Origin of the sequence: Agathobaculum ammoniilyticum, from assembly GCF_025567315.1 — a bacterium.
Classification (GTDB): domain Bacteria; phylum Bacillota; class Clostridia; order Oscillospirales; family Butyricicoccaceae; genus Agathobaculum; species Agathobaculum ammoniilyticum.
Genome location: NZ_JAOQJE010000003.1, coordinates 160,437 through 173,222, shown reverse-complemented (window position 1 = coordinate 173,222; position 12,786 = coordinate 160,437). Strand labels below are relative to the sequence as shown.

The following is a 12,786-nucleotide window of genomic DNA, read 5'->3' as shown; positions in this document are numbered from 1 at the left end:
ACTATTTGGGAGCGTGAATCTCTATGAAGCTGTATACCTATCAAAAAGACAATGACGGCGTCGACCGCATCGGCGTGGGCTGCACCGGCTGGCCGGGGCTGCTTTGGCCGGTCGAAGCGTTCGGCCTGTCGTTTGCAGATATGAACGACCTGATCCGGCGCGCAACACCGGCGCAGCTTTCCCGCATGGCGGATGCGGAACAGGCGACCGAGGGGGCGGCGGTGCGGCTGGACAGCGTGCGGCTGCGCGCGCCGATACCGCATCCGGAGCAGGATGTACTGTGCTTGGGCATCAATTACGCGGACCACGCGGTCGAATCGGCGCGGTTCCATGAGGATGCTTTTCTGGTCAACCGCAAAAAAGCGGTCTATTTCAGCAAGCGCACTTATGAGGCGACCGGCTGCGGCGACCCAATCCCCTCCTATGAGGGATTGGTGGACAGTCTGGACTATGAGGCCGAGCTGGGCGTCATCATCGGCAGGGACTGCAAAAACGTTAGCGAGGCGGAGGCCGCACAGTATATCTTCGGCTATACGGTAGTGAACGACGTATCCGCGCGCAACCTACAGACCGCGCATAACCAGTGGTATTTCGGCAAGTCGCTGGATGGCTTCACACCGATGGGGCCGTGCATCCTGACCGCAGACGAGGTGGCGTTCCCGCCCGCGCTGGCGATCTCCTCGACCGTCAACGGTGAGAAGCGGCAGAACAGCAATACGGACCATCTGATCCACTCGGTCGCGGAGATCATCGCTGAGCTGACGCGCGGCATCACGCTGCGCGCGGGTACGATCATTGCCACCGGCACGCCGGCCGGCGTGGGTATGGGCTTCACGCCGCCGCAGTTTTTGAAGAAAGGCGACGTCGTCACCTGTGAGATCGAGGGCATCGGCGCGCTCACCAATACGGTGGAATAAAAACGGACATATACAAAGGGACCTTCCAAAGCGGGAAGGTCCCTTTTGCTTTGCGCCAAACGCCGGAAACCGCGGGGGAAATTTTGTGGAATGCGGACAGGCAATAGAAAAAGCGGAGTTTTTTAGCGGTTATGGCAAAGGAGAAACTGCTAAAAAAGCAAAATATTTTGCTAAGCCGAAACGGATAAGAACAAATTGATAGAAATACCGACAATACCCTGTGGTGAAAAGGCAGGGGTTACGGTTCAATATAGACAGAACAAAAAAGGAGGCGGATGCGAATGCATCGAATAGCGACCTTTGTCGAAAAGCTACCGGCGCACCCCAACGCGGAATATTATAAAGTCTACCCGCGTTCCGTGCGGCAATACCCGGGCGGTACGGCGTTCATGGCGGCGGACGAGCAGGGCTGTGATAAGCTGTATTCCTGCGGGGAAAAGGCTCCGTTCGAGGGGCTTCGGCGGGAAGCCGGAGGGACCGTTTTTTATGAATGTGAACTGAGCGCCCATAATGCCGCGGTGCTACGGGAGCTGTTCCCGTTCTGCGGGCCACAGAAAGTGCTTTCCCGAAAATGCACTTTCGGCACCGGCGACCGGCTGGGGCTGGCGACGCCCGGCCATATCGCGGCTGTCAGAAAATATGATGCCACGCCTGTTCTGGCACAGCAGTCCATGCGGGAGCTGTCGCTGACCGGCCGCACCTTCCGCGATGTAATCGATGATGTGACGTTTTATGTATTCCGAGAGGGCTATACCGGCGGCTACGGCGCGGACGGGGACCATCTGAAAACGATGGAAGAGATCGAAGCGGCGATCGGGAGCGGCTGCACGATGATTACCCTGGACCTGAGCGAGCATATACATCGTCCGGAGGAAAACCGCGGAGACGTGGATGACGCGGTAAAGGCGTACTATTTGGACCGTGCCTTTCCACTGGAGGGCGGTTATGAAATCCGCTTCAGCGAGCGGGAGCTGCGGGATGCAGTAACGATCTACGGGGAAGCGCTTGCCTTTGCGTCACAGGCCGCGCAGCGCTTTTTTAATCAGGAGGATGCGCCGGCGGAGCTTGAGATTTCGATCGATGAAACCATATTGCCGACAACACCGCAGCAGCATTTTTTCGTCGCTAATGAGCTTGTGAGAAAAGGCGTTCGTTTTGCCACCATCGCACCGCGCTTCACAGGGGAATTCCAAAAGGGAATCGACTATATGGGGGATCTGGCGCGGTTTGAAGAGGAGCTGAAGATCCATGTGGCGATCGCAAAAACCTACGGGTATAAGCTGTCTGTACATTCCGGAAGTGATAAATTCTCCATTTTCCCCTATGTGGGGCGCTGGACAGAGGGGAATTTCCATATCAAAACATCCGGCACCAGTTGGCTTGAGGCGATGAAGCTGACCGCGATGCAGGCGCCAGCGCTGTACCGCCAGATACATAAATATGCGCTGACGGTTTTTGAAAAAGCGCGCGCCTATTATCACGTCAGTGCGGACCCTGCGGCGCTGCCGGAGGTGGATCTTGTTCCGGAGGAACTGCTGCCCAAGCTGTTTGAGGAGGATAATTGTCGGCAGCTCATTCATATCACCTATGGCTATATCCTGCGGCATCCGGTATTTGGAAGCCTGCTTCGGCAGCTGTGGAAAAAGGAAACAGGCCGCTACACGGCCCTGATTGAACAGCATATGACACGCCATTTGGAATATCTGTCCGTGCCGTATACAGGGGAGTGATACCATGACAAATCAAAGCGTTCTGATGACCGCGCCGGGAGAAATCCAAATCGTTGAGGCGCCCATGCCGGTCAGGAAAGAAGGGGAAGCGCTGCTCGAGCTGCTCTACGGCGGCCTGTGCGGCAGCGATCTGGGCGCGTATCGGGGAACCTATGCCTATGCCAAATATCCAAACGTGCCAGGGCATGAGTTTTCCGCGAAGGTCGTGGAGATCGGAGAAAATGAGGCGGGGCTGCGGTCAGGCGATATCGTAACCGCAAATCCGTATTTCAACTGCGGGACGTGTTATTCCTGCAGGCGGGGACTGGTGAACTGCTGTGTGGATAATCAGACGATGGGCGTACAGCGCGCCGGCGCTTATTCGCGCTTTATCACGATGCCGGTCGAGCGGCTCTATCCGGTGGGGAAACTGGAGCCCAAGCTCGCAGCACTGGTGGAACCGTTTGCGATCGGATACCACGGCGTGCAGCAGGCGATGATACAGCCGGATGACCGCGTGCTGGTGGTAGGCGCCGGAACGATCGGCATTTTTACCATGCTGGCGGCAAAGCAGAAAGGCGCCAGGGTATACATCACCGATGTGGCTGAGGAAAAGCTGCGGATCGCGCAAAAAATGGGCGCGGATGGCGTTCTCCTGAACGACTCGCCGGAGCATTTTGCAGAGCAGGCGGCGCAGATCACACAGGGGGATGGTTTTGACGGCGCGCTCGAGGCGGTCGGCATGCCTGAAACGCTACAGCTCTGTCTGGACCATGCCGCGCACGGCGGGCATGTTGTGGTGATCGGTATTTCCAAACGGCACCTTGACCTGGATTCTAATATCATTCAGAAAAAAGAACTGATGATCCGCGGCTCGCGCAATGCACAAAAGCAGGATTTCCTGGATTTGATCGCATGGGTCACCGAGAATCAGCAGGCAGTCGCCCCCATGATTACCGACCTGTATCCGTTTACACAGGCGGCGGACGCGTTCCGCGAATTTGCGGCAGGGGCCGCCACCAAGCTCAAGGTAATGCTTCAGTTTTAATTTGTGGCAACACAAGAAAATAAAAAGGAGATGTAAGAATGAGGTACAAGAGAATTCTATCAATGGGTCTGGCAGCGGCGATGGCGGCGGGAATGCTGACAGGCTGCAGCAGCTCCGCGCAGGAAAACACCGGAAATGCGGCTTCCGGCGCGGGCGATAGCGCGGCGGAGCAGGTTGTGATCCAGTTGGGCTATGAGAACAATCCGGGCGAAGCGATCGACTTGGGGTGTAACGAATGGGCGCGGCTGGTAGAGGAGAAGAGTGGAGGCACCATGAAAATCGAGGTGTTCCCGTCCAGCCAGCTTGGCGCAAAGGTCGATTTGATCGACCAGATGCTGGCCGGAGCTCCGGTCATTACCCTGGCGGATGGTGCGTTCTATGCCGACCGCGGCGTGCCGGATTTCGGCATCCTTTTTGGGCCATATCTGTTCAGCGATTGGGAGGAGTGCTGGACGCTGACGGAGAGCGATCTCTATGCAGATCTGTGCAGTGACCTGGAGGAGCAGGGGCTAAAAATCCTTACCTCGAACTGGATTTACGGCGACCGTCACATTCTGTCCAAAAAGCCGATCCGCTCTCTGGCGGACCTGAAGGGCATGAAGATCCGTGTGCCGAGTAACGATATCCAGGTGGAGGGCATGCAGGTGCTGGGTGCGAACCCGACTCCCATGGCGCTGGGCGATGTGTATACCGCGCTGCAGCAGGGTACGATCGATGGCTTTGAACAGCCGATCACGGTTATCTATGCAGGCAAATATTACGAGGCCGCGAAGTATCTGACGCTGACCGAGCATGTGAAAAACAATACCACCTGGATTTGCGGCACGGACTTCTTCAATAGCCTGACCGCAGAGCAGCAGCAGATCCTGATCGAATGCGGAGAAGAGGCGGGCATTTACAACAATGAGCAGTATTTCCAGCAGGAGGAAGAAGCGCTGAATGCGCTGAAGGAAGCTGGCGTGGAGGTTATCGAGATAGATAAAGATGAGTTCCGCGAGGCAGCGCAATCGTTCTATCAGCTGGATAAGTTTACGTCCGTATGGTCGGACGGCCTGTATGACAGGGTTAAGGAGGCTATGGGAGCTTAACTTTTGCGGGGCCTAAGAATTCTTAGGCCCCTTCAATCTGAAAGGAGGAAAACAGATGAAAAACAAAGGCAGGCTGCTGGAGCGTCTTTTGAATCTGGATTTTGTCTTGAGCGGCGCGGCGTTTATCCTGCTGGTGCTGGTGACATTTGTCGGCGTTATCATGCGCTATCTGTTCAACAACCCGTTGACCTGGCAGGAGGAGATGCAGCTCAGCCTGATTATTTGGGTCGTGTTTTTCGGCGCCAGCGCGGCATTTCGTACAGGCGGCCATGTTGCTATCGAAATTATTGTGGACGCCATGCCCAAGCGGCTGCGGTTCGTCATTGAGGTACTGGGCTACCTTGTGACCTGTGTGGTTTTGATTTATCTGCTCAGGAGCAGCATTGATCTGGTCATGCAGATGGTGACAACCGGCCGCACCACCAACATACTGCGTATCCCGCAGCAATTTGTTTACGGCGCGTTTCCGGCGGGCTGTGTCCTGATGATTATCAACTATACCTATAGTATGTACCACTCCCACCTAAAGCGTAAGGATGCGGAAAAGGAGGAAGAAGTATGAGTATCAATCCTGTGGCAGCGGCCTCTATCATCATGCTGGTGCTGCTGTTCCTCAAGGTACCGGTATTCGCCTCGGTATTCGCCGCCGCGGCCGCTTATTTCTTTCTGATGCCGGATCTGCCGCAACAGATTGTTGTGCAGCGTATGCTAGCCGGTGCGGAGAGCATCCCGATGCTTGCGATCCCGTTTTTTGTGTGCGCGGGTACGTTTATGAACTATTCCGGCGTTACAGCGCGCGTCATGCAGTTCTGTGAGGTGCTGACGGGGCGGATGACGGGCGGCTTGGCGCAGGTAAACGTATTGCTGTCCACTCTGATGGGGGGGCTTTCGGGCTCCAACCTGGCGGACGCGGCGATGGAGGCCAAGATGTTGGTGCCGGAAATGGAAAAGCGCGGCTTTTCCAAGGAATTCTCGTCGGTCGTAACCGCGTGCTCGGCCATGATTACGCCGCTGATCCCGCCCGGCATTGCGATGATCGTTTACGGCTCGATCGCGAACGTTTCAATCGGCAACTTGTTTATCGCCGGTATCGGCCCCGGGCTGCTGCTGTGTGTGACGATGATGCTTCTGGTATCCATCATTTCCCACAAGCGAAACTACAAGCCGCTCCGCACAGAGCGGATGAAAGCGTCGGACTTCATGCGCGCGCTCAAAGAGGCGGCGCTGCCGCTCTGCTTGCCGATCATTATTATCGGCGGTATCCGCCTGGGTATTTTTACACCTACCGAGGCAGGCACCGTTGCGATCGTTTACTCGCTGCTGCTCGGCGTGATTTATCATGAGCTGACGATGGACAGCTTCATAAAAGGTATGAAAGAAACGATCATCACGACCTCCGGCATCATGCTGATCATCTGTGCGGCAAACGCATTTGCGTGGGTACTGACCCGAGAGCGTATTCCGCAGATGATTACGGAACTGATCGTCGGCCTGATCGACAACAAATACATCTTCCTGATCGCGGTAAATATTTTCCTGCTGATCGTCGGCATGTTTATCGAGGGAACCGCGGCGATGATCGTACTGGTCCCGCTGCTGGCGCCGATTGCGGCGGCCTACGGCATCCATGAGATCCAGTTCGCCATGACGGTTATCTTCAATATGGCAGTCGGCTGCATTACCCCGCCGATGGGTACGCTGATGTTCGTTACCTGCGGCATTACAAAATGCAAGATTAAAAATTTTATCATAGAGGCAAGACCATTTTATGTTCTGCTGCTGGTGTGCCTGATGCTGCTGACATTCGTCCCGATTTTCTCGGTCGGCGTCCTGCAGTTATTCGGACTGGCATAAGGGGGAATCGGTTTTGGAAACGCTATGCTATCAAACCCTGCCGGACCAGAACGCATTCATACTGCGGACTGGAACGGAACGCTTTTTACAGTTTGGCGAAGGGAATTTCCTGCGCGGCTTTGTAGATTATTTTATCGACTGCGCTAATGAGCGCATGGGGTTGGACAACAAGGTGATTGTTGTCCAACCGATCAAGAGCGGGCTGGCGGACGTGATCAACCGACAGGACGGCCTGTACCACCTTTATCTGCGGGGCGGCGAGCCGTCGGCGCCCCAAGTGCAGAGCCGGCTGGTCAGTTCAATCAGCCGGGCGATCGACCCCTACCGTGATTTTGAAGCGTTCCTTGCCTGCGCGGAGCAGCCGGAACTGCGTTTTATTGTTTCCAACACGACCGAAGCGGGGATATCCTGCCGTACGGAGGACCGGCTGGAGGACTGCCCGGCAGCTTCCTTCCCCGGCAAGCTGACGCAATTGCTGTGGAAGCGGTATCAATGCTTTGGCCAACAAAAGGGCAAGGGGTTCATTGTTCTTTCCTGCGAGCTGATCGACCACAACGGACAGGAACTGAAAAAATGCGTGCAAACTTATGCGGGGCGCTGGGGACTGCCGGAAGACTTCCTCAACTGGCTGGAGGAGGAAAATGTGTTCTGCGATACGCTGGTCGACCGCATCATAACCGGCTATCCGAAGGAGGATGCGGAGCGCCTGAATCAGGAAAACGGTGTGGAGGACCGCCTGCTGGATACCGGCGAGCCTTTCGCGTTCTGGGCGATCCAGGGTCCGGAATGGATGAAGCAGGAGCTTCCGTTTGAACAGGCCGGACTGCCGGTGGTGATCGTCCCCGATTCATCGTATTATAAAAAGCGCAAGGTGCGCATCCTGAACGGCGCGCAGACCGGCATCTCATTGGCGGCATACCTAATGGGCAGCGACATCAGCCTGGACTATATGGCCTGCCCGCTGTGCGTCCGCTTTGTCCGCCGGATGATATACGACGAAATCATCCCATATTTGCAGTTGGACGACGCGGATATGCGCGCCTTTGCCGATCAGGTGATGGTGCGCCTGAATAACCCCTTTATCCAGCATAGCCTGCTGGCAATCTCACTCAATTCGGTTTCCAAGTGGAAGGCAAGGGTTTGGCCGAGCCTGCTGGCCTATTGGGAGCAGAATGGGGAGCTGCCGGTCTGCACGGTGTTCTCTCTGGCCGCGCTGCTCGAATTTTACCATCTGCACTCCAAAAACGCACAGGGCTACTACGGCGCGCGCGAGGGGATCCCCTATCCGGTCAGAGATGACCAGGATGTTCTGGAATTTTTCTGGGAACACCGAGAGGATACGCCGGAAAAGCTGGTGCGGTTCTGCGGGGAAACGGTGTTTCCAGAAATCGGCGGCATACCGAAACTGGCGGAACAACTGGCAGGGCTGCTTGCGGATATACGGCAGCAGGGGATCCGCACGGTATTTGACACGCTGATGGATGAATAATTTTGCTGACCTCTTTTTCTTTTCTTCACTTTTCAAAACGCCGCAGGGGTGACCCTGCGGCGTTTTGGCCGTTATGCCTGCGGCTGTCCGGCCGTCTGGTTATTTTTGTATTGACGGGGCGTTTGACCGGTTATTTTTTTGAAGATTTTGGTGAAATAGTTCTGGTCGGAAAAACCTGTCATTTCCGCAATTTTTGCCATGGAATAATGGCTGGTCTGGATATATTCGCAGGCGTGTATAATGCGCTGCCGGTTGAGGAAATCGTTAAAGGAGATGCCCATTTCCCGCTTGAACAATTCGCTCAGATAGGTGCGGTTGAGGAAAACGTGGGCGGCAAGCTGATCGAGCGACAGCTTTTCCATATAATGCGCATCAATATACTGCAGGCAGCTCAGTACGGAGGGGGACAGCTTTTTGCGGTTGGATACCGCCAGCTTCAGGAAATAGCTGATGAATGCAGCGGCGGCCTGGGTGAACTCCTCCTTGGTTGGAAGATGAAGGCAGGCGGATAAAAGGCGGTCCAGCCGGTCGAAAACCGTCGTATCGGATTCTACGGACGGACAGGCGGCGATCAGACGGTAGCCGACAACAGTAAAATATTTTTCAATTTCCTTCGGCGCGCAGAAAAGCTGATGGCTTTCTTCAATATACTGGGTAAGCGCGTCGCAGGCCTCCTGAAACTGCTGGTGGGAGAGAGCGTCGGAGATGTCCTTCAGCAATTTCATGGAAAGGAATTGCTTAGGCTCGGAGTCCGAAAGCTGGGCGCTGTCCACAACATTCAGGGAGTAATACTGCTTGAAGTGAAGTGAATCAAGCGCTTTGTTCAGGTTGTCCTGCAACTGGGTGGCCTGCCGGATGTACATTGCGGTCCATGCGGCGACTCTGCAGCCGGCCTGCCGCTCGATGCCGGCGGAAAGCGAGCCGAAATATGAGGAGGAATCGTAAGAATGACTGTATTGCTGCAGGTTGTTGCAAAACACAACGATGATTTCCCGTGTGTAAGCCAGGCATACGGCGTGAAGCCCCTGTTCATTCAATGTCAGGCTGATCATCTGCAGTATATCGGAAATACCGGCCGACGAGGGAAAGGACAGCTTGAGCAGAAAAATTGAAAGGTTCTGCGGGGAAAGCTGTGGGTCGAGTGAGAAAAGGAACGTCTGTGTGCTGGCGTTCGGCTGCGCGAGGAATTCCTGCAGGAGCAGCGACTTGTCCATCAGTTGGCTTCCTTGGGAGGGCATGTTGGACAGTGTGTGCTGAATTTTGAACTGCTGCGCTTTCTGGAGCGCGTTGGCGATATCTTCGGCATTCATTTCCGCTTTCAGGATATAGTCCGTGGCCCCTAGCCGGAGCGCCTGCTTGACATAAGAAAAGTCGTCATACGAACTGAGAATGACAATACATACCGATGGATATAGGCGCTTGACACATTCGCAAAGCTCCAGACCGTTCATAAGCGGCATTTTGATATCGGTAATAATCAGATCCAGGTCAGGGTTTTCCTGAACAAGAGACAAGGCGTCAGCGCCGTTTTCGGCCTGTAGAATTTCGAGCGTTTTTGCGGACTGCTCCAGCAAAAGCGTCATCCATTTGCGGATCAATGTGTCATCGTCCACAACCAAGATCTTCATGGTTAAATCAGTTCCTCCTGACAAGAAATAGCAGGGATATGGACAAGCACGGTGGTGCCGCCCCCCTTTTTGCTGTAAAAGGTGATGCCGTAGGGATGGCCGAAATGCAGCACGATCCGGCTGTGGATATTGATCAGTCCGACGCTGGACCGGAAATCGGACTGTGCCTCATAGAAAGAGAGGACCTTATCCGTTCCGATCCCGTTGTCCGAAATTGCGATCATGATATCCTGCTGGTAGCGCTGGACACGGATGTACAGCTTCCGGTCGCCCTTCTTGGATTTCAGGCCGTGCATCACGGCGTTTTCAACGAGCGGCTGAAGCGTAAGCTTGAGTATTTTGCAATCCAGAAGGCTTGAGTCGACATCCCAGCAAACCTCGAACGGCTTGTCAAAGGAGATTTGCTGGATATCGATATAGCATTGCAGCATCCGCAGTTCGGTCCGGATCGAGCAGAACTCCTCGCTACTGGAGATGGAGTGCCTGAGCAGGGTGATAAAGGAGCAGAGCGTATGGTCAACGGTCTGCTTTTGCTCGGTATAAACGAGAAAGCGGATAGCAGTCAGGGTATTATAGATAAAATGAGGATTGATCTGCGCGTACAGGGATTGCAGTTCAGCCTTACGCTTGCGCCGCTGCTCCTCAATGATGCTCTGCATCAGCGACTCGATTTGATTGAGCATTTCGTTGAATTCACAGGCAAGCAGGCCGATTTCATCCGAGGAGGTGACGCTGACACGCTGGGAGAACGACGACTGCCTGATGCGGTGGATCTCCTGGGTCAAAAGGTTAATAGGGGAGACGAAATGACGTGAAATAATCCAAGTGAAAGCAAAAAGCGCCAGCAAAAATAGGGAGATGACTACAAGATATAAGATACGGAAACTGATATATTCACCGAAAAGATAGCTGGTGGGCAAAAAGGTGACGACCTTCCATTGTGGCTGCGATACGGTGTTATAGGTGATATGATATTTTACATTATCGATCGAGGTTATGTATGAGCCTGCATATTGGGCCCGCGCCTGTGTGGAAATCGGAAAAACATTAAGATTGTTATAGGATACGGAAGAAATGATATTGTTGTATTGATCGAATATCGCGACCGCGCTGTGGGAGGAAAGGCTGGAGCCATACAGCTTGATCAGGTCGCTTTCCAGAAAGCTCATGATCAAAATGCCGTGATTCTCCCAAGTGTCAAAGTTTTTCAAAGCGCGAATGCTGTAAATATAATTGGTCTGCGCGTTACTGTGGATGCGGTTCAGATACTCGTCCCGCACCCACAGCGTTTGCCAGGAGTTCCGCTGCAGGTCCTGATACCACCACCTCTGCTTAATTTCCGTAATGGGAACGGTATGGTCATAAACGCCGTTCCCATATATCCGTCCGTCGTTAGCAACAATGGTGAGGTGCAGGTCTACGTCAGGGATGGAGGTGTTGTACTTCTGTTGGAGCGCAATGATGTCTCTCTGTGCTGCATTGTAACCAAGCTGGTCATAAATAATGCCGTTTTGGAGCGTGTCCTCGATCATAGGATCAAGGAAGTACAAGTTAGAGATGGAATTTATCTGGTTGAAGATCCTGTCCAGTTGTACTGAGGTCTGGTTGGACTGCTCCAGACACATACGGTCGATGGACTTTTGTATGGCATAGCTCTGATAAAGCGTCAGCGGCGGCAGGAAGATCAGCAGGGGGATAATCGTTGTCAGAGTAAGCCAGTAGAAAAGCTTTTGCCGCAGAGACAGATTCCTCATAGACAAGTGGTTTCTCATAATAAAGCTCCAAAGATGGACAAGGGGTTTTCTTCATTATAGCAATTTTGTGGAATAAGTTTTGGAATATCAAAAAGAACCAGAATATTTTACTAAAAGAGCGAAATATTATAATAAAATAATCGGGATTGCGCCAATATGATATAAATTGACAGACAGTTTTCAAAAACGCGGTTTAGGCGGCCGAATGGGGGATGGAAATGCGTCGGTTACGGTTTGGCAGGCTTGCGGCGGCAGTCCTGATGGTTGCGGCGTCTTTGCTGCCGACAGTATATTTGGATAAAAAATACGAGCTGGGCGCGCAGACAATTCGGGTAAAGCCATACGAAAAACGGGATGATACGCCATATATCAAGATCGGCGTATATGCATCGCTGACAGGATATGCCTCGCTGCTTGGCCGCATGGGGCAACAGGGGATCCGGCTGGCGGTCGAGGACATCAACGGAAGCGGTGGGGTTGACGGAAAAGAGATCCGCCTGATCGAATATGACGACCAGTCCGATAGCGAGGCCGCGGTCACGGCGGTTCGGAAGATGATAGAGGAAGATCGCGTGGATGCCATTATTGGTTCCCATACGAGCGGGAATATCCTGCAAACCACCGAGCTGACCGAACAGGCTCATGTGGTGCAGATCGGGTTGGGGACAAGCTTTGTCTGGACCGGAGTGGGAAACAAATACCTGTTCCGCTCCACAGCAAGCTCGAAGTATTTTGATGAGTTGCTGTTAAGCGCGATGGAGCGTCAGGGAGCGAAGCGGATCGGTATTTTATATTCAGAGACCGATTATGCGGAGAGCGGCGCCAAGCATATGGAAGCGCTGATTGAAGATTGCCCGCAAATGGAGCTGGTATGGCTGAAAAAGCATAAGATTGACGAAAACGATTATTCTACAATGTTTATGCGGCTGAATCATATGAATATCGATTCGCTCATCCTGTACACAAGCAGCGAAACCGCCAGCCTTCAGATCCGCCAGCTGCGCCAGGCCGGTTTCCAGGGCGCGGTGTATGCGCCGGAGAGCTTTGCAAACAGTGAAGTGCGCCGTTCGGCGGGAGATGCGGCGGAGGGCGTGGTATACGCCTGCGGGTACTCCATTCCGGATTCGCCTATTGAAGCGGTTACGCCGGAGGAGAGGACCTTTTTGGAAAAATTTATCCAACGCTACGGTACAATGCCGGTGGCGGAAGCGGCCTACCGCGGCTACGACGCGATGATGCTGTTAGCGGAGGCGATGCGGCGCGCGGACACGCTGGAAAGCGAGGATATTCGGGACGCGC

General features: G+C 53.9%; 10 protein-coding genes. 8 read left to right on the top strand and 2 right to left on the bottom strand.

Annotation, left to right across the window (positions count from 1 at the left end):
• Nucleotides 1-23 precede the first annotated feature (23 nt).
• The 7 genes from OCV66_RS04885 (at nucleotide 24) to OCV66_RS04855 (ending at nucleotide 8,105) form a co-directional block, all read left to right on the top strand.
• Nucleotides 24-917 (top strand): fumarylacetoacetate hydrolase family protein, encoded by an 894-nt coding sequence (locus tag OCV66_RS04885; RefSeq protein ID WP_147573850.1) that lies wholly within the window; start codon nucleotides 24-26, stop codon nucleotides 915-917.
• Nucleotides 918-1,198: 281 nt separating this feature from the next.
• Nucleotides 1,199-2,647: a tagaturonate epimerase family protein gene (locus OCV66_RS04880; protein WP_054326140.1), complete on the top strand. Its 1,449-nt coding sequence runs from the start codon at nucleotides 1,199-1,201 to the stop codon at nucleotides 2,645-2,647.
• A gap of 4 nt (nucleotides 2,648-2,651) precedes the next feature.
• Nucleotides 2,652-3,674 carry a zinc-binding alcohol dehydrogenase family protein gene (locus OCV66_RS04875; RefSeq protein ID WP_107630700.1) on the top strand — a complete coding sequence of 341 codons (1,023 nt, stop codon included), beginning with the start codon at nucleotides 2,652-2,654 and terminating at the stop codon, nucleotides 3,672-3,674.
• A gap of 38 nt (nucleotides 3,675-3,712) precedes the next feature.
• A complete protein-coding gene (locus tag OCV66_RS04870; protein WP_054326141.1) occupies nucleotides 3,713-4,762 on the top strand; it encodes a C4-dicarboxylate TRAP transporter substrate-binding protein in 1,050 nt (349 codons plus the stop codon).
• 55 nt (nucleotides 4,763-4,817) lie between these two features.
• Nucleotides 4,818-5,324, top strand: a complete 507-nt coding sequence (locus OCV66_RS04865; RefSeq protein ID WP_054326142.1) for a TRAP transporter small permease — start codon at nucleotides 4,818-4,820, stop codon at nucleotides 5,322-5,324.
• Complete coding sequence (locus tag OCV66_RS04860) at nucleotides 5,321-6,616, top strand: TRAP transporter large permease (protein WP_054326143.1); 1,296 nt, start codon at nucleotides 5,321-5,323, stop codon at nucleotides 6,614-6,616. The genes OCV66_RS04865 and OCV66_RS04860 overlap by 4 nt, the downstream gene beginning before the upstream one ends.
• Nucleotides 6,617-6,629: 13 nt before the next feature.
• Nucleotides 6,630-8,105, top strand: coding sequence for a tagaturonate reductase (locus OCV66_RS04855; protein WP_147573849.1), 1,476 nt, complete (start codon nucleotides 6,630-6,632; stop codon nucleotides 8,103-8,105).
• Between the two features lie 71 nt (nucleotides 8,106-8,176).
• Here OCV66_RS04855 and OCV66_RS04850 read toward each other — a convergent pair whose 3' ends face one another.
• Both OCV66_RS04850 and OCV66_RS04845 read right to left on the bottom strand, forming a co-directional pair.
• The gene (locus tag OCV66_RS04850) at nucleotides 8,177-9,733 is read right to left on the bottom strand and encodes a response regulator (protein WP_107630698.1); all 1,557 of its coding nucleotides are present in this window, start codon (nucleotides 9,731-9,733) and stop codon (nucleotides 8,177-8,179) included.
• Between the two features lie 2 nt (nucleotides 9,734-9,735).
• Nucleotides 9,736-11,487: a sensor histidine kinase gene (locus tag OCV66_RS04845; protein WP_159068047.1), complete on the bottom strand. Its 1,752-nt coding sequence runs from the start codon at nucleotides 11,485-11,487 to the stop codon at nucleotides 9,736-9,738.
• A gap of 218 nt (nucleotides 11,488-11,705) precedes the next feature.
• Between OCV66_RS04845 and OCV66_RS04840 the strand changes: the two genes are divergently transcribed.
• Nucleotides 11,706-12,786: ABC transporter substrate-binding protein (locus OCV66_RS04840; protein ID WP_262563859.1), on the top strand; the 1,081-nt coding region annotated here is incomplete at its 3' end.